The 21,780-nt window shown below is 58.7% G+C and carries 22 protein-coding genes; 12 read left to right on the plus strand and 10 right to left on the minus strand.

Annotated elements, in window-relative coordinates:
• Positions 1-78: 78 nt before the first annotated feature.
• The 4 genes from FRT59_RS13770 (at position 79) to trpE (ending at position 4,351) form a co-directional block, all read left to right on the plus strand.
• Positions 79-1,227: an iron-containing alcohol dehydrogenase gene (locus FRT59_RS13770; protein ID WP_153871443.1), complete on the plus strand. Its 1,149-nt coding sequence runs from the start codon at positions 79-81 to the stop codon at positions 1,225-1,227.
• Positions 1,228-1,311: 84 nt separating this feature from the next.
• The gene (rpe, locus tag FRT59_RS13775; RefSeq protein WP_034116070.1) at positions 1,312-1,986 is read left to right on the plus strand and encodes a ribulose-phosphate 3-epimerase; all 675 of its coding nucleotides are present in this window, start codon (positions 1,312-1,314) and stop codon (positions 1,984-1,986) included.
• Complete coding sequence (locus FRT59_RS13780; protein WP_034116069.1) at positions 1,983-2,801, plus strand: phosphoglycolate phosphatase; 819 nt, start codon at positions 1,983-1,985, stop codon at positions 2,799-2,801. Before rpe ends, FRT59_RS13780 begins: the two co-directional genes overlap by 4 nt.
• Before the next feature lie 68 nt (positions 2,802-2,869).
• Positions 2,870-4,351: an anthranilate synthase component I gene (trpE, locus tag FRT59_RS13785; RefSeq protein WP_153871444.1), complete on the plus strand. Its 1,482-nt coding sequence runs from the start codon at positions 2,870-2,872 to the stop codon at positions 4,349-4,351.
• Between the two features lie 135 nt (positions 4,352-4,486).
• Here the strand turns inward: trpE and estP are convergent, their stop codons facing one another.
• Entirely contained in the window at positions 4,487-6,409 is a 1,923-nt protein-coding gene (gene estP, locus FRT59_RS13790; RefSeq protein ID WP_153837549.1) for an esterase EstP, read from the minus strand.
• 411 nt (positions 6,410-6,820) lie between these two features.
• On the opposite strand from estP, the gene FRT59_RS13795 reads away from it, so the two are divergent.
• The 4 genes from FRT59_RS13795 to FRT59_RS13810 all read left to right on the plus strand — a co-directional run bounded on the left by FRT59_RS13795 (position 6,821) and on the right by FRT59_RS13810 (position 10,144).
• A complete protein-coding gene (locus FRT59_RS13795; protein WP_034116066.1) occupies positions 6,821-7,414 on the plus strand; it encodes an aminodeoxychorismate/anthranilate synthase component II in 594 nt (197 codons plus the stop codon).
• A 9-nt stretch (positions 7,415-7,423) separates the two neighbouring features.
• Positions 7,424-8,473, plus strand: a complete 1,050-nt coding sequence (trpD, locus tag FRT59_RS13800) for an anthranilate phosphoribosyltransferase (RefSeq protein WP_034116065.1) — start codon at positions 7,424-7,426, stop codon at positions 8,471-8,473.
• A complete protein-coding gene (trpC, locus tag FRT59_RS13805; RefSeq protein WP_153871445.1) occupies positions 8,470-9,306 on the plus strand; it encodes an indole-3-glycerol phosphate synthase TrpC in 837 nt (278 codons plus the stop codon). The genes trpD and trpC overlap by 4 nt, the downstream gene beginning before the upstream one ends.
• A gap of 142 nt (positions 9,307-9,448) precedes the next feature.
• The gene (locus tag FRT59_RS13810) at positions 9,449-10,144 is read left to right on the plus strand and encodes a lipoate--protein ligase family protein (protein WP_153871446.1); all 696 of its coding nucleotides are present in this window, start codon (positions 9,449-9,451) and stop codon (positions 10,142-10,144) included.
• On the opposite strand, the gene crp is transcribed toward FRT59_RS13810, so the two are convergent.
• Positions 10,141-10,785 (minus strand): cAMP-activated global transcriptional regulator CRP, encoded by a 645-nt coding sequence (crp, locus tag FRT59_RS13815; protein WP_153871447.1) that lies wholly within the window; start codon positions 10,783-10,785, stop codon positions 10,141-10,143. The two genes, FRT59_RS13810 and crp, sit on opposite strands and share 4 nt — an antisense overlap.
• Positions 10,786-11,032: 247 nt before the next feature.
• On the opposite strand from crp, the gene FRT59_RS13820 reads away from it, so the two are divergent.
• Positions 11,033-11,455, plus strand: a complete 423-nt coding sequence (locus tag FRT59_RS13820; RefSeq protein WP_005792019.1) for an OsmC family protein — start codon at positions 11,033-11,035, stop codon at positions 11,453-11,455.
• 70 nt (positions 11,456-11,525) lie between these two features.
• On the opposite strand, the gene coq7 is transcribed toward FRT59_RS13820, so the two are convergent.
• The 6 genes from coq7 to hemJ form a co-directional block, all read right to left on the minus strand.
• On the minus strand, positions 11,526-12,173 hold the full coding sequence (gene coq7, locus FRT59_RS13825; RefSeq protein ID WP_017739622.1) for a 2-polyprenyl-3-methyl-6-methoxy-1,4-benzoquinone monooxygenase: 648 nt from the start codon (positions 12,171-12,173) through the stop codon (positions 11,526-11,528).
• Between the two features lie 85 nt (positions 12,174-12,258).
• Positions 12,259-12,597 (minus strand): histidine triad nucleotide-binding protein, encoded by a 339-nt coding sequence (locus tag FRT59_RS13830; RefSeq protein WP_005792015.1) that lies wholly within the window; start codon positions 12,595-12,597, stop codon positions 12,259-12,261.
• Positions 12,598-12,643: 46 nt separating this feature from the next.
• The gene (locus FRT59_RS13835; protein ID WP_034116062.1) at positions 12,644-13,432 is read right to left on the minus strand and encodes an SDR family NAD(P)-dependent oxidoreductase; all 789 of its coding nucleotides are present in this window, start codon (positions 13,430-13,432) and stop codon (positions 12,644-12,646) included.
• A 62-nt stretch (positions 13,433-13,494) separates the two neighbouring features.
• Positions 13,495-14,457: a DUF805 domain-containing protein gene (locus FRT59_RS13840; protein ID WP_153871448.1), complete on the minus strand. Its 963-nt coding sequence runs from the start codon at positions 14,455-14,457 to the stop codon at positions 13,495-13,497.
• Between the two features lie 68 nt (positions 14,458-14,525).
• Positions 14,526-15,488: an NAD(P)H-dependent flavin oxidoreductase gene (locus FRT59_RS13845; RefSeq protein ID WP_153871449.1), complete on the minus strand. Its 963-nt coding sequence runs from the start codon at positions 15,486-15,488 to the stop codon at positions 14,526-14,528.
• A gap of 24 nt (positions 15,489-15,512) precedes the next feature.
• Complete coding sequence (gene hemJ / locus FRT59_RS13850) at positions 15,513-15,941, minus strand: protoporphyrinogen oxidase HemJ (RefSeq protein ID WP_153837555.1); 429 nt, start codon at positions 15,939-15,941, stop codon at positions 15,513-15,515.
• A gap of 134 nt (positions 15,942-16,075) precedes the next feature.
• On the opposite strand from hemJ, the gene argC reads away from it, so the two are divergent.
• Together argC and erpA are read left to right on the plus strand one after the other, a co-directional pair.
• Entirely contained in the window at positions 16,076-17,110 is a 1,035-nt protein-coding gene (gene argC, locus FRT59_RS13855; protein WP_153871450.1) for an N-acetyl-gamma-glutamyl-phosphate reductase, read from the plus strand.
• Between the two features lie 165 nt (positions 17,111-17,275).
• Positions 17,276-17,626, plus strand: coding sequence for an iron-sulfur cluster insertion protein ErpA (gene erpA, locus FRT59_RS13860; protein WP_003176443.1), 351 nt, complete (start codon positions 17,276-17,278; stop codon positions 17,624-17,626).
• A 74-nt stretch (positions 17,627-17,700) separates the two neighbouring features.
• Here the strand turns inward: erpA and FRT59_RS13865 are convergent, their stop codons facing one another.
• Together FRT59_RS13865 and FRT59_RS13870 are read right to left on the minus strand one after the other, a co-directional pair.
• On the minus strand, positions 17,701-18,792 hold the full coding sequence (locus tag FRT59_RS13865; protein WP_153871451.1) for an anhydro-N-acetylmuramic acid kinase: 1,092 nt from the start codon (positions 18,790-18,792) through the stop codon (positions 17,701-17,703).
• A gap of 3 nt (positions 18,793-18,795) precedes the next feature.
• A complete protein-coding gene (locus tag FRT59_RS13870) occupies positions 18,796-20,208 on the minus strand; it encodes a peptidoglycan DD-metalloendopeptidase family protein (RefSeq protein ID WP_034116056.1) in 1,413 nt (470 codons plus the stop codon).
• A gap of 209 nt (positions 20,209-20,417) precedes the next feature.
• Here FRT59_RS13870 and tyrS point away from each other — a divergent pair, with 209 nt between their 5' ends.
• On the plus strand, positions 20,418-21,617 hold the full coding sequence (gene tyrS, locus FRT59_RS13875) for a tyrosine--tRNA ligase (protein ID WP_153871452.1): 1,200 nt from the start codon (positions 20,418-20,420) through the stop codon (positions 21,615-21,617).
• The last annotated feature ends 163 nt before the right edge of the window (positions 21,618-21,780 follow it).

Raw genomic sequence — 21,780 nt, forward strand, 5'->3', positions numbered from 1 at the left:
TTCAACCAATGAATGGCAGACAACACGCCATGGGCAGCTATTCTTGTGCCAGCCCAACATTAATAAGAGGCCGCGCACATGAGTACTTCCTCATTCAAGATCGCCCATAAACTCCTGACCGGCGCGGGCGCCATCGAACAACTGGCGTCTGAGCTCACGCGTCTGGATGTGGATAACCCGCTGATCGTCACCGACGCCGCGCTGGTCAAGTCCGGCACGGTGGCGCTGGCTCTGGAGCATCTGGGTGAGCGCGTCTACGAAATCTTCGATCGTGTGCTGCCCGACCCGGAAATCGCCATTGTCGAAGACTGCATGCGTGTGTACCGCGAAGGCGGGCACGACGGCCTGATTGGTGTGGGCGGCGGCAGCGCCATCGATATCGCCAAGAGCGTGGCGGCCTATGCCGGCTACCACGGCGCGCTGGCGGACTTATTCGGTGTAGACCAGGTGCCGCGCAAGGGCCCGCCGCTGATCGCCATCCCGACCACGGCCGGCACCGGCTCGGAGGTGACCAATGTGGCGATCCTCTCCGACAAGGCCGCACAGCTGAAAAAAGGCATCGTCAGCGACTATCTGCTGCCGGATGTCGCGCTGATCAGCCCGCAAATGACCCTGACCTGCCCGCGCAGTGTCACCGCAGCCAGTGGTGTGGACGCCTTGGTGCATGCCATCGAATCCTACCTGTCGCTGAATGCCTCGCCGATCACCGACGCCCTGGCCATCGGTGCGATCAAGCTGATTGCCAACGCATTGCCCAAGGCTTATTCCAACCCCGCCAACTTGCAGGCCCGTGACGACATGGCCACCGCCAGCCTCATGGCGGGCATGGCATTCGGAAATGCCGGGGTCGGCGCCGTGCATGCGCTGGCGTACCCGCTGGGTGGGCGCTTCAATATCGCCCATGGTGTGAGCAACGCGCTGTTATTGCCCTATGTAATGCATTGGAACAAATTGGCGTGCGTTGAACGAATGCAAGATATTGCTCAGGCCATGGGAGTGAATATCACGGGGCTGAGTGTCAATGATGCCGCCGACCAAGCCGTCGAGGCGATGACGCGACTGTGTGCCGCAGTGGAAATACCGGCGGGGCTGCGCAGCTTCGGGGTGCCTGAGGATGCCATTGCGTCCATGGCCACGGAGGCGGCAGGTATCGAACGCCTGATGCGCAATAATCCGCGTCAGCTCAGCGCAGTCGATATCGAGAAAATCTACCGGGCGGCTTACTGACCATTGAGGTAGGTCACGGTGCGCGCAGCAAAGCATGAGGTATACAATGCGCGCCATCGTGATTTAGCTCAAAAAAGGTGCGTCATGCAGCCCTTCGTCATTGCTCCATCGATTCTCTCCGCCGACTTCGCCCGCCTGGGTGAGGAAGTGGACAAGGTGTTGGCCGCCGGCGCCGACTTCGTGCACTTCGATGTCATGGACAACCACTACGTACCCAACCTGACCATCGGCCCGATGGTGTGTGCGGCGTTGCGCAAATATGGCATTACCGCGCCGATCGATGCGCACCTGATGGTCAGCCCGGTGGACCGTATCGTCGGTGACTTCATCGAGGCCGGTGCGACTTACATCACCTTCCATCCGGAAGCCACCCTGCACGTCGACCGCACACTGCAACTGATCCGCGAAGGCGGCTGCAAGGCGGGCCTGGTGTTCAACCCGGCCACCCCGCTGAGCGTGCTTGAGTACGTGATGGACAAGGTCGACATGGTCTTGCTGATGAGCGTCAACCCGGGCTTCGGCGGGCAGAAGTTTATCCCTGGCACGCTGAACAAGCTGCGCGAAGCCCGCGCACTGATCGATGCGTCCGGCCGCGATATCCGCCTGGAAATCGACGGCGGGGTCAACGTCAACAATATCCGTGAGATCGCTGCTGCTGGCGCTGACACCTTTGTGGCCGGCTCGGCGATCTTCAATGCCCCGGACTACCAGGAAGTCATCGACAAGATGCGTGCCGAACTGGCGCTGGCGCGTCCATGAGCGGTTTTGAGCAGCTGTTCCCTGGCAAGCTGCCACGGCTGGTGATGTTCGACCTGGACGGTACCTTGATCGATTCGGTGCCCGACCTGGCGGCGGCGGTGGATGAGATGCTGCTCAAGCTTGGGCGCAAGCCGGCGGGAATCGAGTCGGTGCGCGAATGGGTGGGGAACGGCGTGCAGATGCTGGTGCGTCGAGCCCTGGCCAATCATATTGACGCCGAAGGCGTGGATGACGTCGAGGCCGAACACGCCCTGGAGTTGTTCAATGTGGCCTATGAAAATGGCCACGAGCTCACCGTGGTGTACCCCGGCGTACGTGACACCCTCAAATGGCTGAGCAAGCAGGGTGTGGAAATGGCCTTGATCACCAACAAGCCGGAGCGCTTCGTCGCGCCGCTGTTGGACCAGATGAAGATCGGCCGTTATTTCCGCTGGATCATCGGTGGCGATACCTTGCCGCAGAAAAAGCCTGACCCGGCGGCACTGTTCTTCGTGATGAAAATGGCCAATATCCCTGCATCCCAATCGTTGTTTGTGGGTGATTCGCGCAGTGATGTGCTGGCGGCCAAAGCGGCCGGGGTGAAGTGCGTGGCGTTGAGCTACGGCTACAACCATGGGCGGCCGATTGCAGAAGAATCGCCGGCACTTGTAATTGACGACCTGCGACTGCTAATCCCCGGTTGCCTGGGAGCGGGCGCTGAGATAACGTTGCCTGACATTGATCCGTCCCCTTCTGGAAACTCCATCGTGGTGGTCACTCGCAAACTCTGGATGAAAGTCATCAAGGCCCTGGCCCGCTGGCGTTGGCGCGCCTGACTGATCCTTGCCGCGCTGCGGCACGTTTGCCTACCTGACCGTTTGACCCTCAAGCCACGAGGCACCCCATGATCCGTGAAGAATTCCTGCGTTTGGCCGCTGCCGGCTATAACCGTATTCCCCTGGCCTGCGAAACCCTGGCCGACTTCGATACACCGCTGTCGATCTACCTGAAACTGGCCGATGAGCCCAACTCGTACCTGCTCGAGTCGGTACAGGGCGGCGAGAAGTGGGGCCGTTACTCGATTATCGGCCTGCCGTGCCGAACGGTGCTGCGGGTGCACGACCATCATGTGAGCATCACCCATGATGGCGTCGAGATCGAAAGCCACGACGTAGAAGACCCGCTGGCCTTCGTCGAAACCTTCAAGGCGCGCTACAACGTTCCGACCATCCCTGGCCTGCCGCGCTTCAACGGTGGCCTGGTGGGGTATTTCGGCTACGACTGCGTGCGGTATGTGGAAAAGCGTCTTGGCAAGTGCCCGAACCCGGACCCATTGGGTGTGCCGGACATTTTGCTGATGGTCTCCGACGCCGTGGTGGTGTTCGACAACCTTGCCGGCAAGATGCATGCGATTGTCCTCGCCGACCCCGCCCAAGGGGATGCCTTCGAGCAAGGCCAGGCCAGCCTTGAAGCGTTGCTGGAAAAACTGCGCCAGCCGATTACCCCGCGTCGCGGCCTGGACCTCAGCCGCCCACCCGCGGCCGACCCGGTGTTCCGTTCCAGCTTTACCCAGGATGACTACGAGCGCGCGGTCGATACCATCAAGGAATACATCCTTGCCGGTGACTGCATGCAAGTGGTGCCGTCGCAACGGATGTCCATCGACTTCAAGGCTGCGCCGATTGACCTGTACCGTGCGCTGCGTTGCTTCAACCCGACGCCGTATATGTACTTCTTCAACTTTGGCGACTTCCACGTCGTGGGCAGTTCGCCGGAAGTGCTGGTGCGTGTCGAAGACAACTTGATCACCGTGCGCCCGATTGCCGGCACTCGCCCGCGTGGTGCGACCGAAGAAGCGGATGTGGCGCTGGAAGAGGACCTGCTCAGCGACGACAAGGAAATCGCCGAGCACCTGATGCTGATCGACCTGGGGCGCAACGATACCGGGCGTGTCTCGGAAATCGGTTCGGTGAAACTTACCGAGAAAATGGTCATCGAGCGCTATTCCAACGTGATGCATATCGTGTCCAACGTTACCGGCGAATTGAAGGCAGGGCTGACGGCGATGGATGCGTTGCGGGCGATTTTGCCGGCGGGCACCTTGTCGGGCGCCCCTAAGATCCGAGCGATGGAAATCATCGACGAACTGGAGCCGGTCAAGCGGGGTGTCTATGGCGGTGCTGTAGGGTATTTCGCCTGGAACGGCAATATGGACACTGCGATTGCGATCCGCACCGCGGTGATCAAGGACGGCGAACTGCATGTGCAGGCCGGTGGCGGGATTGTGGCTGACTCGGTGCCGGCCCTTGAATGGGAAGAAACCTTGAACAAGCGCCGGGCGATGTTTCGTGCCGTGGCGCTGGCAGAGCAAACCTCGCAAGACTAGAGCCAGATACAGATGAAAATGTGGGAGGGGCTTGCCCCCGATGGCTTTCTTTCAGTTGATGGGCAAGTCAACTGACACTCCGCTATCGGGAGCAAGCTCCCTCCCACATCAGTTTTGTGTTGGTTTGAGTCCGTGTCAAAAATCCAGACTCACCCCGACACTGACCCCTTGCTGGGTCAAATTGTCATCCTTCCTCACGTTGTATGCCGCGCGCAGCGCCAGCTCTTGCGTCAGTTTGTGGCTGACTCCCAGGCTCAAACGGTCGGAGTTGCTGCGAGGTGTATACCCGTCCAGCTTGAAGTTGATCCCCTGAACACTGTTGAGTGAAATGTTCACCTTCTGGGTGTCATTCTCAAACTCATGCTCGTGGGCTACTTCGCCAAACACCTGGGTCATTGGTGTGATGCGGTAGCTGCCCTGCAGGCCGACACCCAGGCGCTTGGAGTCGCGTTGTTGATCATCAAAGGTGAGTGCGGTGGAGCGACTGTTTTTCTCCGAATAGCCATTCACTTTGACGCGTGCGTAATCGGCGCTGATGAACGGTGACAGGTGCCAGTCGCTGCCCGGCGCAGCAAGGTCATAACCCACCCGACCGCTCAAGGCCCAGAGCCAGCCATCGGTGTCGCCTTTTTCGGACGCTTCGCTGACGCCCAGGGCGAACTTGCGCTTGAGATTGTCGAAGTCCAGCTTGCCGCCGGTCAATGCGGCATCGGCCCACCAGTGATTTTGCTGATATTGCGCGAATGCCGTACCCATGTAGCTGTTGAGCTTGTAGTCCGAGTCGTTGGCCCCGGCTTCGAGTGTCTGCCGATACAGGCCAGCGGCAACACCTACGCGCCAATTTTCATCGAGCCGGTAGCTGCCGCCGATATTCAGGTTGTAGCCACTGCCGTCGCCACTGGCCGAACTGCTCTGGTCATCGAAATCCAGATGCTGACCGCCACCGGCTACGATTGCACGCCATTGGCCGATGGCTTGCCAGTTGCCGTTGTCTGCTTGCCATTGATTGCGCAGCTCGTCTTGGTGGGCGCGCAATGTGCCTTGGGCCATTTCCGGCAGCAAGGTCAGCTCCCAGGGCGCCGCAAGCAGCGAATAGGCGTAGTCGGCGATCAACTGTTGCCCCGCCACCGTGGGGTGGACCGAGTCGTTGTAGATCAGCTTCGTCGGGTCCGGGTGGGTGCCGCCGATGCCATAGGTTGGGTTGGCGGTGCAGCTGTTGCCGCTGAAGCAAGTACCGGTCAGGTTCTGGCCTGTGGCAAGGCCGAAGCGCGCAGGATCAGCGAAGGCTTCCTTCAGCAGCAACGGGATATTCAACGGGATAACCTGGGCGTCGACGTACGACAGGCGCTGAACCAATGACTGATTGAATATATTGCTCAGGGCCGAGGTTGCTGCCTGTTGTGGTGTGCCATTGATCGCCGGCGTCAGCCCGAGGTCAGGCAACATCCACACCATGATGTAACGCGCACCGGCTTGTTGCAGGGCCTGGGCGCTGTCAGCCAGGCGCCCGCCGGCGGCGACCGCTTGTTCGGGGCTGAGTACACGCCCTTGAAGAAAGTCATTGCCGCCGCCGGAGAGAAAATACAGTGCATTGGGGTCGGCCCGCCCGCCGTTGGCTGGCAGATAGCCTTGGCGACTGCGCAAAACTGTACCCCCTCCCGGGTTGCCGGGTGGGATCGCGGCATCGGAGACTGAGGTAATCGAGTCGAGGATATTGTCGGTACGGTAGCCCCCGACCGCCCAGTTGTTACCGTCTGGCAAGCCTTGTGCGGCGCGAACCGGTGAGGTCGAGGCGTTCAAGTCGTTGGCAGCTACCCCCAGTTTAGCGCCCAGCAGGGTCGACGAAACCAGGCCGTACTCACCCTGGAACGTCGGGCCTGTACGGTTGGTAAACCGTAGCGTGGAGCCATTCGAGCCATCGGGGAACTGGCCCGCATCGGCCAGGCTGTCACCGAAAACCACCATCGTCGAATAAGGTGACGGGGCTGCAAACGCCTGGGCGCAGGCCAGTGACAAAAGACAGCCGGCAAGGGGGGCGAATGACGCTGGTCTGAACATACGAGATTCCATTTGGTTGTTTTTGTGTCGGAAGTCAAACACTAGCAAAAAATCTGGCATTTTCTGTAGGGATATGCGGAATCTGCCTACGCACCTCCCCGTATTTGCTGCTCCATATTGCACCGTTGGCGAGGCTACGTTACTGTGCCTGAACGTATGAACGAGACCCTCCCCGTGTTGATCATCAGCAAACTCTTGATGCGAGTAGTCAAGGCACACGCCCGTTGGCGTTGGCGCGCCTGACATTTTTCTCTGCCGGCCTGGCCGGACCTGTACCGATTTGCCTTCTTCACCCGTTGTTTTGCGCCCCTTGCCGACTAACCCTGGCAACCGGAACGTGCGTCTGGCAGCGGGTCATTCTCTTGGAAGGCAGGCATTTGAAATCAGTGAATTCAAGAGGTTTGAACCCACATGTTGCTGATGATTGATAACTACGACTCCTTTACCTACAACGTTGTGCAGTACCTGGGCGAGCTGGGTGCCGAGGTCAAGGTGGTGCGTAACGATGAACTGACTGTCGCCGAAATCGCCGCCCTGAACCCGGAGCGCATCGTAGTTTCGCCTGGCCCTTGCACGCCGACCGAGGCAGGTATTTCCCTCGAAGCCATCAAGTATTTCGCCGGCAAGCTACCGATCCTGGGAGTGTGCCTGGGGCACCAGTCCATCGGCCAGGCTTTTGGCGGGGACGTGGTGCGTGCGCGCCAGGTGATGCATGGCAAGACCAGCCCGGTGTTTCATAAAGACCTGGGTGTGTTCCATGGCCTCAACCTGCCGGTGACGGTGACCCGTTACCACTCGCTGGTGGTCAAGCGCGACACCTTGCCTGAATGCCTTGAGCTGACCGCCTGGACCCAGCTGGAGGACGGCTCGGTCGACGAGATCATGGGCCTGCGTCACAAGACACTGAACATCGAAGGGGTGCAGTTTCACCCTGAATCAATCCTGACCGAGCAGGGCTACGAGCTGTTCGCTAACTTTCTCAAGCAGAGCGGCGGCACGCGCTAAGGACTTTTCATGGATATCAAGACTGCCCTGAGCCGTATCGTCGGCCATCTGGACCTGAGCACCGCCGAAATGAGCGATGTGATGCGCGAGATCATGACCGGTCAATGCACCGACGCGCAGATCGGCGCCTTTATGATGGCCATGCGCATGAAGAGCGAAAGCATCGACGAAATCGTCGGCGCGGTGTCGGTGATGCGTGAGCTGGCGGACAAGGTCGAACTCAAGACCCTCGACGGTGTGGTCGACGTGGTCGGCACCGGCGGCGATGGCGCCAATATTTTCAACGTGTCGACAGCCTCATCCTTTGTGGTGGCTGCCGCTGGCTGCACCGTTGCCAAGCACGGTAACCGTGCGGTGTCCGGCAAGAGCGGCAGTGCCGACTTGCTGGAAGCGGCCGGCATCTATCTGAACCTCACGCCGGTGCAGGTAGCGCGCTGCATTGACAGCGTCGGCATCGGCTTCATGTTTGCCCAATCCCATCACGGCGCGATGAAGCACGCTGCCGGCCCACGCAAGGACCTTGGTCTGCGTACCCTGTTCAACATGCTCGGCCCGCTTACGAATCCGGCCGGTGTGAAGCACCAGGTGGTAGGTGTGTTCAGCCAGGCGTTGTGCCGGCCACTGGCCGAAGTCTTGCAACGCCTGGGCAGCAAGCATGTGCTGGTAGTGCATTCCAAAGATGGCCTGGACGAATTCAGCCTGGCGGCGCCGACCTTCGTGGCGGAGCTGAAGAACGGCGAAGTCACTGAGTATTGGGTCGAGCCCGAAGACCTGGGCATGAAGAGCCAGAGCTTGCACGGCCTGGCGGTGGAAAGCCCGGCGGCTTCATTGGAGCTGATTCGTGATGCCCTGGGGCGCCGTAAGACCGAAAACGGTCAGAAGGCTGCGGAAATGATTGTTCTGAATGCTGGCGCGGCACTTTACGCAGCCGACCACGCCTATAGTCTTAAGGAAGGTGTCGCCTTGGCTCACGATGCGCTGCACACCGGTCTGGCTCGTGAGAAGCTCGAAGAGCTGGGAGCATTCACTGCCGTATTCAAGATGGAGAATGAAGGATGAGTGTGCCGACCGTTCTGGAAAAGATCCTGGCCCGCAAGGCCGAAGAAGTGGCGCAACGTCGTGCATACGTCAGCCTCCGCGAGTTGGAGGATGCAGCAAAAAGCGTCGATGCGCCGCGTGGTTTTGCCAATGCCTTGATCGCCCAGGCCAAGCTCAAGCAGCCCGCCGTGATCGCCGAAATCAAGAAGGCCTCGCCGAGCAAAGGCGTCATCCGTGAACACTTTGTACCGGCTGAAATCGCCGTCAGCTATGAGAAGGGCGGCGCGACGTGTCTGTCGGTATTGACCGATATCGACTTCTTCCAAGGGGACGACCTGTACCTGATGCAGGCCCGCGAGGCATGTAAATTGCCGGTGATCCGCAAGGACTTCATGATCGATCCCTATCAGATCGTTGAAGCTCGCGTTTTGGGTGCCGATTGTGTGTTGCTGATTGTCTCTGCATTGGATGACGTGAAGATGGCCGAGCTGGCGGCGGTAGCCAAAAGCGTCGGTCTCGATGTGTTGGTCGAGGTGCATGACGGCGACGAGCTGGAGCGCGCCTTGAAAACCCTCGACACACCGCTGGTGGGGGTCAACAACCGTAACCTGCATACTTTCGAAGTCAGCCTTGAAAACACCCTCGACCTGTTGCCGCGTATTCCCCGTGATCGCTTGGTGATTACCGAGAGTGGCATCGTCAATCGCGCCGACGTGGAGTTGATGGAAATCAGCGGCGTGTACTCGTTCTTGGTGGGCGAGACGTTTATGCGCGCCGAGAACCCGGGAGCGGAACTGCAACGCCTGTTCTTCCCGGAGCGTGGCGTGGCGGTGAGTGGTTCGACATTAGACTGACTGAAATGCGGTTAAAAATGTGGGAGCGGGCTTGCTCGCGAAAACGGTGGGTCAGTCAATTTATTTGGCGACTGACAAGCCCCGTTCGCGAGCAAGCCCGCTCCCACATTGGCTTTTGTATTTCCAGGGAGGCAGGTGTTCGATGACTCAGCCCATGATGATGACTGTTGAAGCAGGCCTTACTGCCGAGCAAGACCTCTTGGCAGCCGTTTGTGCGGGTGAGCAGGAATTCGGGCTGCTGTTCTGGCAGCCCAGCGATCAAGCGTTGGTCATGCCGCGCCGGTTGAGTCGATTACCGGCATTTGATGTTGCCAGCCGTGTATCGGCCGAGGCCGGTTGGCCGGTGTTGCTGCGGGAAACCGGCGGCGAACCCGTGCCGCAGTCCGCTGCCACGGTCAATATCGCCTTAGTGTATGCACCGCCGCGTAGCGAAGGTGACCAGGGCCGTATCGAAACCGGTTACCAGCGCTTGTGCCAGCCGATCTGTGATTTTCTGATCGAATTGGGTGGTGATGCCTCCGTCGGCGAAATCGACGGGGCTTTTTGCGACGGTCGCTACAACGTCAATCTCAATGGCCGCAAGATGGTTGGCACCGCCCAGCGTTGGCGACAAAGTGGTGGGCGCCCGGTGGGCTTGATCCACGGCGCTTTGTTGCTGGATAACGATCGTGAGGAGTTGATTGGCGCGGTCAACCGCTTCAATCAAGCCTGTGGCCTTGAGCAGCGGGTTCGCGCCGAGAGCCATATTGCGCTGCACGAAGCTTTTCCTGCGCCGGATGCCATCAGCCGGCTCGATACGTTGTACCGCCAGATGCTGGCCAGCTTTCTGCCGGTTTAGCGGGTGCCGAACACGACCATCGTCTTGCCTTTGACGTGCACCAGGTTGCGCTCTTCCAAGTCCTTGAGTACGCGGCCGACCATCTCCCGTGAACAACCGACAATGCGCCCGATCTCCTGGCGCGTGACCTTGATCTGCATGCCATCGGGATGGGTCATGGCGTCGGGTTGCTTGCACAACTCCAGCAGGCAACGCGCTACGCGCCCGGTGACATCGAAGAACGCTAGGTCGCCGACCTTGCGCGTGGTGTCGCGCAGGCGCTGGGCGATCTGACCGCTCAGGGCATACAAGATATCCGGATCATGCTGGGCCAGTTCGCGAAACTTCGTATAACTGATCTCGGCCACTTCGCACTCAACTTTGGCTCGCACCCAGGCGCTGCGCTCTTGCTCTTTGCCTGCTTGTTCAAAGAGCCCTAACTCCCCGAAGAAATCTCCGGTGTTCAGGTAGGCAATGATCATCTCGCGGCCGTCTTCATCCTCGATCAGGATTGTGACCGAGCCCTTGATGATGAAAAACAGGGTTTCTGAGCGCTCGCCGGCGCAGATGATGTTGTGCTTGGCCGGATGGCGGCGACGCTGGCAATGCATCAACAGCTTGTCGAGGTTCTTGATCTTGGGTGTGGGAGTAAGAGCAACCATGGTTGTATCCCGAAAAGACTGCGCGGTGTAGTTGGCGTTGTTTTTATCCAGCGGCATCGATATTGATGCACGCTGTACAAAGCATGGCAATGCGCCATTGATTTGGCGCCAGCTTACCAGACACATTCTGCCTCGATTAGCCAATTTACCTGGCAAACACAGTCATTCAACGATTTTGTGCAGGGCGCTGCTGTTTCAAGGCCCTGTGCTAAGCTGGCGACCCTTTTTTAGCAGTGGAGTCTGGGCGATGAAGGCACGCATCCAATGGGCGGGCGAAGCCATGTTCCTCGGTGAGTCGGGCAGTGGCCATGTAGTGGTCATGGACGGCCCGCCGGAAGCCGGTGGCCGTAACCTGGGTGTACGCCCGATGGAAATGTTGCTGCTGGGTGTTGGCGGCTGCAGCAATTTCGATGTGGTTAGCATCTTGAAGAAGTCGCGCCAGGCCGTGGAAAGCTGCGAAGCCTTCTTGGAAGCTGAACGCGCCACTGAAGATCCCAAGGTATTTACCAAGATCCACATGCATTTCGTGGTCAAGGGCCGGGCGCTGAAGGAGGCCCAGGTCAAGCGTGCCATTGAGCTGTCTGCTGAAAAATACTGCTCGGCCTCGATCATGCTGGGTGCTGCGGGTGTAGCCATCACTCACGATTACGAAATCATCGAGTTGGGTTGATTGCGGAAATCGCAGGCAAAAGAAAGGGCGCTTCGAGCGCCCTTTCTTTCGGTTTGGATTTGATGCGATTTCAGATTCTATAAGTACTCTTGGTCATAACCTTGGCCAAAAGGCTCATGCCGAATCTCACCGGTGCCGGAAAGCGGAAGCCGCCCGCATCTAGAGCGCTTTCTGCATGGTGTTCTTCATCGATACGCATCTGTTCCAGAATGGCCCGGGACTTTTCGTCTTCGGCCGGCAGTTGCTCAAGATGTTCATCCAGGTGCTTGCAGACCTGATGTTCCGTCGCGGCGACAAATCCTAGGCTGACTTTGTCGCTGATCAACCCGGCGGCAGCGCCGATACCAAACGACAAACCATAAAACAGTGGGTTCAGCACGCTTGGGTGGCTGCCCAACTGGCGGATACGTTGTTCGCACCAGGCCAGGTGGTCGATCTCTTCCTCGGCCGCATGCTCCATCGCTGCACGTACCTGCGGCAACTTGGCGGTCAGTGCCTGGCCCTGGTACAGCGCCTGCGCGCAGACTTCACCGGTGTGGTTGATGCGCATCAGGCCGGCGACGTGGCGGGTGTCCGTTTCGCTCATCTGCGCATCGGGCTGCACGATGGCGGGCGATGGGCGGTACGGTTGACCGCTGAATGGCAACAGCGTGCGCATGGCCATGTCGGCTTGCAGCAACAGACGATCAATCGGCGAGTAGTGACGTTGGGTAGTCATGCTGACCTCCGGGAAGAATCTCGGCGGCCAGTTTACCGCAAGAGAGGGCGTAGCGTTTGCGCTGAGTCAATTTGACCCTGGCCCCTCAGCCTGGCGGCCAGTTCATCTGGCGCTGACCGAGCACGTGCATGTGGATGTGATAAACGGTCTGGCCGCCGTCTTCGTTGCAGTTCATCACCACGCGGAAACCTTTCTCGCAGCCTTGTTCCACGGCCAGTCGCTGGGCAGTGAACAAAATATGGCCGGCCAGGGCTTTGTCTTCCTCGGTCAGGTCATTGAGGGTGCGAATAGGTTTTTTCGGGATAACCAGAAAATGTACCGGCGCCTGCGGGGCGATATCGTGGAAGGCGAGGACTTGATCATCTTCGTAGATGATCTTCGCGGGTATTTCTCTGTTGATGATCTTGGTGAACAGAGTATCCACAGCTGTTTCTCCATTATGAAAGTGCAGGGTGAGTGTACCCAGGCGATCAACGCGGGCAATAGGCCTTGTTGATGGCGCCGGCAATCTTGCGGGTCAGCCAGCGCGGGCTGAGGCGCGGGCTGAGAGCCAGCCAGCGGTTGCGGCGCCCGGGAATGATGATGGCTTTGTTCTTCTCCAGCGCACGCACGGTGTAGAGCGCGACTTCTTCCGGGCTCATCAGTTGTTGGCTGCGGTCGAGTTTCGCCGTATCCATCTGTGCGGTGCCGAAGAAGGCCGTGCGCGTGGGGCCGGGGCAAAGTACCGAGACCTTGATGCCACACGTCTTCAATTCTTCGCGCAAGCCCTCGGAGAAGTGCAGTACATAGGCTTTGCTGGCGTAGTAGCTGCTCATCCACGGCCCAGGCTGAAAGGCGGCAACCGAGGCAACGTTGAGTATCTGCCCGCCACCGTGCAGCGCCATGGCATTGCCAAGGGCATGGCACATGCGGGTCAAGGCCAGGATGTTGACTTCGATCAGGTCCTGCTCGGTCATCCAGTCCTGGGCCAGGAACGGCCCGCTGGTGCCGATGCCAGCACAGTTGACTAGCAGATCAATCTGCCGCTCACCCTCTTCGAGCTCCAGCAAAAAACCGGATAAGCGCAATGGCTCGCCCAAGTCACAGGCTCGAAACAGCACCTCGACGCCAAAGCGTTGAGTCAATTCCAATGCAATGCTTTCCAACTGATCACGCTGACGGGCCACCAGAATCAAGCTGCGGCCACGCCGAGCCAGGGCTTCGGCCAAAGCCAGGCCAATGCCGCTGGAGGCGCCGGTGATCAGAGCGTAACGGGTCATGCCTTTCTCCATCGCAACGCCGCTGGCCTGTGACAGAGGCGTCACAGGCGGCGGGCGTTTCTTCACTGTTCTGGAGAGTCTACAGGTTCGGCCGCGTCCTCAGCACTTTGCGCTGCGGCTTCATCAACGATGACGCTTTGATCGGCGTCTTCATCGGAGGTGATGGAGCTGCTTTCGTAGCGGCTGTCCATATTGGCTTCAAGTTGGTCCAGGTAGCCGTTCATGCCCAGGGTTACGACGATGATGAGCATCAATGGAATAAATGCCAGCCACAACGAGGCCAGGATTTTCACCGCCGTGGAGTTGCGCGGTGGTGGCGCGCCGTATTGGTTGGCGCCGGAGTTGCCTGGCAATACCAGCAACAGGATAGGGAAAACGCTATTCACTAGCGGAACCAGGTTGAGCAAGTACAACCAGCCCGACCATCCCAGGTCGTGCAGGCGCTGCACGCCGATTTGTACGCTCACGACGACCAGCGCAACAAACAGCGCGAAGCCCAACAGCGAACCGAGAATGACGGCTATCGTTGGCGAGGCAGTCGCTACTGCGAAGCCCACTGTACTGATGATGCCTGCGGCCACCAGCATCGCGACGGTCAGTGCCAGCGTCCAGGCCAGGTAGCGCAGGCGGCCGATGCGCCCTTGAGTGGTGAATACATTGAGAGTGGCGAACTCCGGCAAGTCATCGCCAACCGCGGCGCGTGGCGGTGCATAAGGTGAAGCGGCGGGCCTGGAGAAGTCGGAGCCAGAGGAATCTGTCTCGTGGGCTTCGGCAAGGCTGAACGCCACGGGTTGTTCAGCTTCGATGCGTGCATCGACCCCGGCGTTGTGCAATGCCGTGAGGTAGGTTTCAGCATCAGAGCGGGAGAGGTCGCGTTTGAGCGCCACTGAGCGGCCAGTGAAGAGTTTTTCTACCGCTTCGACCTCGCTCTTGAATAGTTCTGCCAGGTTCAGCTTGGCGGTGGTGCTTTCGACACCCGGGAGCAAGGCTCCGTCAAACACAATCTTGAAACGGCTGTCGCTCATGCGGGCATCCTTGTCACTTAATCAGGGAGAGTATGCAGGCCCGTCCAATCGGCAGGCCTTGCAGTGGGTCAGCGTGGCCAGCGCAGTTGCGCGGCACGCTCGCGTGCTTTGCGGTATTCGGCATCCAGGCGGGCGACGAGTTCATCGACGTCGGGTAGATCATCAATCTCACCGACGCCTTGGCCGGCCGACCATACAGTTTTCCACGCTTTGGCCTCATCGCTCAATGGTTTGAGCTTGGAACCGAAGTTGACTTCACCCTTGCCTTGAAGCGCGGCGAGGTCAAAACCGGCATTTTCCAGGCTCTGGCGCATGAAGCTTGCAGGTACGCCGGAGACCGCAGGAGTGTGCACGATGTCGGCAGCTCGCGATGTGAGCAGCATCTCTTTGTAGGCATCTGGCGCGTGGCTTTCGGTGGTGCCGATAAAGCGCGTGCCGAAATACGCCAGGTCGGCACCAAGCAATTGGGCCGCGAGAATCTCATGTCCATGATTAAGGCAGCCGGCCAGCAGCAGGGTTTTGTCGAAGAACTGGCGAATCTCGGCAATCAGCGCGAAGGGGCTCCAAGTGCCTGCATGACCACCGGCACCAGCGGCTACGGCAATCAGGCCATCAACGCCCGCTTCAGCGGCTTTCTCGGCATGGCGTCGGGTAGTGACGTCATGAAACACCAGGCCGCCGTAGCTGTGGACGGCATCGACCACTTCCTTCACCGCACCGAGGCTGGTGATGACGATCGGAACCTTGTGCTCGACGCAGATCGCCAGGTCCGCTTCAAGCCGCGGGTTGCTGTTGTGCACGATCAGGTTCACGGCATAGGGAGCAGGGTTGTCCAACTGCGCCAGGCCCGCTTCGATTTCTTCCAGCCAAGCCTTGAAACCACTGCTTTCACGTTGGTTGAGCGCCGGGAAACTCCCGACCACCCCATTGCGACAGCAGGCCAGGACCAGTTTCGGGTTGGAGATCAGAAACATCGGCGCAGCCACGACGGGCAGGCGCAGACGTTGTTCCAGCAAAGCGGGCAGCGACATTGGAGGTTCCCCGAGTAATTGAAGTTAAAACGGTTTGACCACGACCAAAATTACGATAGCCAGCAATATCAGAACCGGCACTTCATTGAACCAGCGATAAAAGACATGGCTGCGGGTGTTTTCGCCACGGGCGAAGCGTTTCACCTGCGCGCCGCACATATGGTGGTAGCCGATAAGTATTACGACCAGGGTCAGCTTGGCGTGGATCCACGCGCCCGACTGGAAAATACTGGGGTTGAGCGCCAGCATCCAGATGCCGAAGACCAGTGTGGCAACCATCGCCGGGCCCATGATGCCCCGGTACAACTTGCGCTCCATGATGCTGAAGCGTTCTTTGCTGACCGTATCTTCGCTTTGGGCGTGGTAGACGAACAGGCGTGGCAGGTAGAACAGCCCGGCAAACCAGCAGACGATGCTGACGATATGGAAGGCTTTGACCCATAGATAGAGCATTTTAGTTATTCCCAGGTTCACGGTAGCCAAGATAGTAGTGGCTCATGCGCCCGTACGTCACGTTGACGGTTGTCGCAGGACGATACGGCCCCTATTATCGACGGCTTTCCAGTGGGTTCGTTGAGGGCAGGTTTATGGTCAAGGTCGGTATCGTCGGCGGCACGGGTTACACCGGTGTCGAATTGCTGCGTCTGTTGGCTCAGCATCCGCAAGCTGAGGTGGTGGTCATCACTTCCCGATCCGAGGCTGGGCTGGCCGTGGCCGATATGTACCCGAACCTGCGAGGCCACTATGACGGCTTGGCGTTCAGCGTGCCGGATATCAAGACCCTGGGCGCCTGCGACGTGGTGTTCTTTGCCACGCCGCACGGTGTTGCCCATGCGTTGGCCGGCGAGTTGTTGGCGGCCGGTACAAAGGTCATCGACTTGTCGGCGGACTTCCGCCTGCAGGATGCCGATGAGTGGGCCAAGTGGTACGGCCAACCCCATGGTGCGCCGCAGTTGCTGGAAGAAGCGGTTTACGGCCTGCCGGAAGTCAATCGAGAGCAGATCAAGCAAGCACGCCTGATTGCGGTGCCGGGCTGCTATCCGACCGCGACGCAACTGGGTTTCTTGCCACTGTTGGAAGCTGGCTTGGCGGATACTTCGCGCCTGATTGCCGACTGCAAGTCGGGCGTCAGCGGAGCCGGGCGCGGTGCGGCAGTCGGTTCGCTGTACTCCGAAACGTCGGAAAGCATGAAGGCCTATGCGGTAAAAGGGCATCGTCACTTGCCAGAAATCCGCCAAGGGTTGCGTCGCGCTGCCGGCAAGGACGTGGGCCTGACCTTCGTGCCGCACCTGACGCCGATGATCCGTGGGATTCACTCCACGCTGTATGCGACCGTCACTGACCGCTCGGTAGACCTGCAGACGCTGTTTGAAAAGCGTTATGCCAATGAGCCGTTCGTCGATGTAATGCCCGCGGACAGCCATCCGGAGACCCGCAGTGTGCGTGGCGCCAATGTGTGCCGTATTGCAGTGCATCGTCCGCAGAATGGCGATCTGGTCGTGGTGCTGTCGGTGATCGACAACCTGGTCAAGGGCGCGTCTGGCCAGGCGGTGCAGAACATGAACATCCTGTTCGGCCTGGATGAGAAGCTGGGCCTGTCCCACGCAGGCATGCTGCCTTAGCGCTGCTTGGTCGTTAAGCAAAAGGCCCGTTGATCGGGCCTTTTGCGTTTTTTATGGCAGCTGCGCAGATTGATATACCGTAACAATAGTTGACCGCTTTTCTAGGAGAAGCGGATAATGCCGGCCATTACGCATATGGCGGCGCTACGCCGGGAGATTATCAGCATGAGCGTTGAATCCTTCACCCCCACGGCTTTGCAATTCACCCACGGTGCTGCGCACAAGGTGAAGAGCCTGGTCGATGAAGAGGGTAATGATCGTTTGAAGCTGCGCGTATTTGTTACAGGCGGCGGTTGTTCAGGGTTTCAGTACGGTTTTACCTTCGATGAAGATGTGGCCGATGACGACACTATCGTCGAACGCGAGGGCGTCAGCCTGGTCGTGGACCCGATGAGCTTCCAGTACTTGGCAGGCGCCGAGGTGGATTACCAGGAGGGTCTGGAAGGTTCGCGCTTCGTGATCAAGAACCCTAATGCCACCACCACCTGTGGTTGCGGGTCTTCGTTCTCGATTTGATCGGTTGCCTCGTTTGCAACAAAAGAACGCCGCTTGGCTTTAATAAGCCAAGCGGCGTTTTGCTGTCTGGGGTTTCAGGCGGGGTAAATCGCGCCGAGTACCCGAAGTCCGCGAGCGCCGGTTACGCTGGGGCGATTGGCGGCGATGCCTTCCAGGCAGCAATGGGCCAGCCAGGCGAATGCCATGGCTTCGACCCAGTCAGGGTCTACGCCGTATGTGGTTGTACTGCTGACTTGGGTTGAAGGTAGCAGTGCTGTCAGTCGATTCATCAGCGTCGCGTTATGGGCGCCGCCGCCGCAGATCAGCAAGGTCTCGGTGCTCGGTTGTGCGCTTTGCAGGGACTCGACGATGGTGAGGGCTGTCAGTTCCAGCAGGGTGGCTTGTACGTCCTGGGGTTCAAAGGCGGGCAAGCGACCAAGGTGCTGTTGCAGCCAGGCCAGGTTGAACACTTCGCGCCCCGTGCTTTTTGGGCCTTTGGTCAAGAAGAATGGGTCGCTGAGCAATGCGTTGAGTAGCTGAGGTTGGACCTTGCCGCTGGCAGCCCATTGCCCGCCGTGATCAAAGTGTTCGCCGCGCTGCAGGTAAATCCAGGCGTCCAGGAGGACGTTCCCCGGGCCGCAGTCGAAACCGGCTACAGGCTTGTTCGTCTCGATCAGACTGAGGTTGCTGAACCCGCCGACATTCAACACCGCGCGGTTGCCGGCGTGTTCGCCGAACAAGGCTTCATGAAACGCAGGAACCAAGGGGGCACCCTGGCCGCCGGCGGCGACGTCACGGCTGCGGAAGTCGCTGACTACGGTGATGCCGGTCAGTTCGGTGAGCAGGGCAGGGTTGCCGATCTGTACGGTAAAGCCTCGGGCGGGTTCATGGCGAATCGTCTGACCATGGCTGCCAATCGCGCGAATGTCCTGAGGTTTGAGGTTGTTTTGAGCCAGCAAGCCGAGGATGCCTTGAGCGGCGAGCGTTACCCATTGTTGCTGGGCAATTGCGGATCGGGCGATTTCGTCCGGGCCGCTGGCGCACAGGCTCAGTAGCTCAGTGCGCAAGGTGTCGGGCATGGGGATGTAGAGGGTGGCAATCAGATTGATCGCCGTGTCTTGTTCAATGAGGGCGATATCCAGGCCGTCGAGGCTGGTCCCGGACATCACGCCTATATAGAGCGGCATACCTTAACGCTTCGCCGAAGCCAGCAAGGTGGAGCGCTCTTGATCCATCCGCGCCATCAGCGGCTGGCTCTGTTGCATGAAGCGCGCGCGTTCGGCCTTGGCGATCGGGTCGGCCATTGGCAACTTCTGCCCCAATGGGTCAACGTGTACGCCGTTGACCTGGAACTCATAGTGCAAGTGCGGCCCGGTGGACAAGCCGGTAGTGCCGATGTATCCGATCACTTGGCCCTGTTTCACGTTGCCACCAGTCTTGACGCCCTTGGCGAACCCTTGCATGTGGCCATACAGCGTACGGTAGGTGTTGCCGTGCTGGATGATCACTGTATTGCCGTAACCGCCGCGACGTCCGGCCAACAGTACCTTACCGTCGCCAGCCGCCTTGATTGGCGTACCACGCGGAGCGGCATAGTCGACGCCCTTGTGTGCGCGGATTTTGTTCAGAATTGGGTGCTTGCGACCCATGGAGAAACGCGAGCTAATACGGGCGAAGTCCACTGGCGTGCGGATGAAGGCCTTGCGCATGCTGTTGCCATCAGCTGTGTAATAGCTGCTATTGCCTTGTTTATTCGTGTAGCGCACGGCGGTATAGGTTTTGCCGCGGTTGGTGAAGCGTGCAGAGAGAATGTTGCCAGTGCCCACCACTTTGCCATTCGCCACTTTCTGCTCATAGATTACGTCGAATTCGTCACCCTGGCGGATGTCCTGTGCGAAGTCGATGTCGTAGCCAAACACGCTGGCCATGTCCATGGTCATGCTGTGTGACAGGCCGGCCCGGGCAGCCGATTGTGACAGGGAGCTGTTGATCACGCCGTGTACGTAGGCGGAGCGCATAACTGGCTTGGTGGTGATGCGGTTGAAGGCAAAACCTTTGGCGCCTTTGCTAAGGCTAATGCTTTCCAGGTCGCTGAGACGGGTGTGCAGGTTGTTCAACTGGCCGTCGGGCGTCAGTTCGAACTCAAGCTTTTGACCGTGTTTGAGCTGGGTGAACTGCTTGGCTTGCTTATCGCTGGCCAGCACTTCATTAACGGCGGCGGCAGGTAGTCCGACCTTTTCGAACAGGGTTGATAGTGTGTCGCCCCTGCTTACGATGACTTCGCGATGCTGGGGGCTCTTGGCCGCGGCTACCACAGGTTGTTCCTGGGCGGCTTGTTGGGTGTCCTCAGGAGTGCTTTCGATCTGTGCGAAAGGTGACTCGGTCGGAGTATTTGTGGCTTGTTGAGCGTCGGAAGCGTCTTGATCTTGTGTCAGTTGTTCAACTGGGCTTTCCAGGTCAAGGCTCAGGGATGTTCGTTTGGCTTCTACGTCACTGGAAGGGAATACCAGGAGTGCCAGGCTGAGAAGGGCGGCGATACCACTTGCGGCAAGCAGGTGGGTCTTCGGGTAAAGCGGCGGCGCTTTAGACGGTTCAGTGGTCATAGGTAATTTTGACTTTGAAGATGAAATGGAAAAGATGAATGACATGATGAAGATGAAATAACTGTATAAAATATAACCAAATCATCTGTGGCGCAAGCTCGCGAATGCTGGGCTTGCTGAACGGTGTCCGTGCGCAGGGCAAAACTTGTAATTAGTCCCTGATCTTGTATGGTTGGTTCCCTTTTGAATCTGAGCCTTGCGGGTCTGTTATGAAGTCGGTTGAAGAGCAGCTAGCGCTGATAAAACGTGGTGCGGAAGAACTGTTGGTCGAGGCTGAGCTGATCGAGAAGCTCAAGCGTGGCCAGCCCCTGCGTATCAAGGCTGGCTTTGATCCGACTGCGCCGGATCTGCACCTGGGTCATACCGTGCTTATTAATAAGCTGCGCCAGTTCCAGGATCTGGGCCACCAAGTCATCTTCCTTATAGGTGACTTCACCGGGATGATCGGTGATCCGAGCGGCAAGAGCACTACGCGCCCGCCGCTGACTCGCGAGCAGGTTCTCGATAATGCCGAGACCTATAAGACCCAGGTGTTCAAGATTCTTGATCCGGCAAAGACCGAGGTGGCGTTCAACTCCACCTGGATGGACAAGATGGGGCCGGCAGATTTCATTCGCCTGACTTCCCAGTACACCGTGGCGCGCATGCTTGAGCGCGATGACTTCGACAAGCGCTACTCCACCAATCAGCCGATTGCGATCCATGAGTTTCTTTACCCTCTGGTTCAGGGGTATGACTCGGTGGCGTTGCGGGCGGATGTTGAGTTGGGTGGCACCGATCAGAAATTCAACCTGTTGATGGGGCGTGAGCTGCAGCGTGCATATGGCCAGGAAGCTCAGTGCATTCTGACCATGCCATTGCTGGAGGGGTTGGACGGTGTCAAGAAGATGTCCAAGTCATTGGGCAACTACGTCGGCATCCAGGAGGCGCCGGGTGTGATGTACGGCAAGCTGGTTTCCATTCCGGATGCGCTGATGTGGCGTTACTTCGAGCTGTTGAGCTTCCGCTCGATGGACGAAATTAACGCGCTGCGTGCGGATGTGGAGGCGGGCGCCAATCCTCGCGATGTGAAGATCAAGCTGGCAGAAGAGATCGTAGCGCGCTTCCATGGTGAGGAGGCTGCGGCCAGTGCTCACCGAGCTGCGGGTAATCGTATGAAGGATGGTGAGCTGCCTGACGATCTGCCGGAGATTGAGTTGGCGGCTGCTGAATCGATGCCGATTGCGGCTGTTCTTAATAAGGCGGGCCTAGTGAAGAACTCGGCGGTCGCTCGTGATCTCTTGAGTTCGGGCGGTGTGCGTATAGATGGTGAGGTGGTTGATCGCACCTTTATATACGAGCTGGGCGCTACCCATGTTTGCCAGGCAGGGAAGAAGGCATTTGCGCGTATTACGCTCAAATCCGAATAAGTCTGAAATTAGGTGTTGACGGCGAATTATATCTGTCTATAATTCGCCCCACTTCCGGCGCAGTCGAAACGGAAAACTCTTTGGTAAACAATGAGTTATGAGGTTTTCGGCAGCAGGTTGCTTCAGTTCATCGAAGCCGAAAGGAAGTTGAAAAAGAGGTGTT

The sequence above is a fragment of the Pseudomonas haemolytica genome, assembly GCF_009659625.1.
GTDB lineage: Bacteria > Pseudomonadota > Gammaproteobacteria > Pseudomonadales > Pseudomonadaceae > Aquipseudomonas > Aquipseudomonas haemolytica.

What these genes read in the sequence shown, in the direction of transcription:
- FRT59_RS13770 (WP_153871443.1), top strand. Translation starts at nt 79, where the DNA reads ATGAGTACTTCCTCATTCAAGATCGCCCATAAACTCCTGACCGGCGCG.
- rpe (WP_034116070.1), top strand. Translation starts at nt 1,312, where the DNA reads ATGCAGCCCTTCGTCATTGCTCCATCGATTCTCTCCGCCGACTTCGCC.
- FRT59_RS13780 (WP_034116069.1), top strand. Translation starts at nt 1,983, where the DNA reads ATGAGCGGTTTTGAGCAGCTGTTCCCTGGCAAGCTGCCACGGCTGGTG.
- trpE (WP_153871444.1), top strand. Translation starts at nt 2,870, where the DNA reads ATGATCCGTGAAGAATTCCTGCGTTTGGCCGCTGCCGGCTATAACCGT.
- estP (WP_153837549.1), bottom strand. Translation starts at nt 6,409, where the DNA reads ATGTTCAGACCAGCGTCATTCGCCCCCCTTGCCGGCTGTCTTTTGTCA.
- FRT59_RS13795 (WP_034116066.1), top strand. Translation starts at nt 6,821, where the DNA reads ATGTTGCTGATGATTGATAACTACGACTCCTTTACCTACAACGTTGTG.
- trpD (WP_034116065.1), top strand. Translation starts at nt 7,424, where the DNA reads ATGGATATCAAGACTGCCCTGAGCCGTATCGTCGGCCATCTGGACCTG.
- trpC (WP_153871445.1), top strand. Translation starts at nt 8,470, where the DNA reads ATGAGTGTGCCGACCGTTCTGGAAAAGATCCTGGCCCGCAAGGCCGAA.
- FRT59_RS13810 (WP_153871446.1), top strand. Translation starts at nt 9,449, where the DNA reads ATGACTCAGCCCATGATGATGACTGTTGAAGCAGGCCTTACTGCCGAG.
- crp (WP_153871447.1), bottom strand. Translation starts at nt 10,785, where the DNA reads ATGGTTGCTCTTACTCCCACACCCAAGATCAAGAACCTCGACAAGCTG.
- FRT59_RS13820 (WP_005792019.1), top strand. Translation starts at nt 11,033, where the DNA reads ATGAAGGCACGCATCCAATGGGCGGGCGAAGCCATGTTCCTCGGTGAG.
- coq7 (WP_017739622.1), bottom strand. Translation starts at nt 12,173, where the DNA reads ATGACTACCCAACGTCACTACTCGCCGATTGATCGTCTGTTGCTGCAA.
- FRT59_RS13835 (WP_034116062.1), bottom strand. Translation starts at nt 13,432, where the DNA reads ATGACCCGTTACGCTCTGATCACCGGCGCCTCCAGCGGCATTGGCCTG.
- FRT59_RS13840 (WP_153871448.1), bottom strand. Translation starts at nt 14,457, where the DNA reads ATGAGCGACAGCCGTTTCAAGATTGTGTTTGACGGAGCCTTGCTCCCG.
- FRT59_RS13845 (WP_153871449.1), bottom strand. Translation starts at nt 15,488, where the DNA reads ATGTCGCTGCCCGCTTTGCTGGAACAACGTCTGCGCCTGCCCGTCGTG.
- hemJ (WP_153837555.1), bottom strand. Translation starts at nt 15,941, where the DNA reads ATGCTCTATCTATGGGTCAAAGCCTTCCATATCGTCAGCATCGTCTGC.
- argC (WP_153871450.1), top strand. Translation starts at nt 16,076, where the DNA reads ATGGTCAAGGTCGGTATCGTCGGCGGCACGGGTTACACCGGTGTCGAA.
- erpA (WP_003176443.1), top strand. Translation starts at nt 17,276, where the DNA reads ATGAGCGTTGAATCCTTCACCCCCACGGCTTTGCAATTCACCCACGGT.
- FRT59_RS13865 (WP_153871451.1), bottom strand. Translation starts at nt 18,792, where the DNA reads ATGCCGCTCTATATAGGCGTGATGTCCGGGACCAGCCTCGACGGCCTG.
- FRT59_RS13870 (WP_034116056.1), bottom strand. Translation starts at nt 20,208, where the DNA reads ATGACCACTGAACCGTCTAAAGCGCCGCCGCTTTACCCGAAGACCCAC.
- tyrS (WP_153871452.1), top strand. Translation starts at nt 20,418, where the DNA reads ATGAAGTCGGTTGAAGAGCAGCTAGCGCTGATAAAACGTGGTGCGGAA.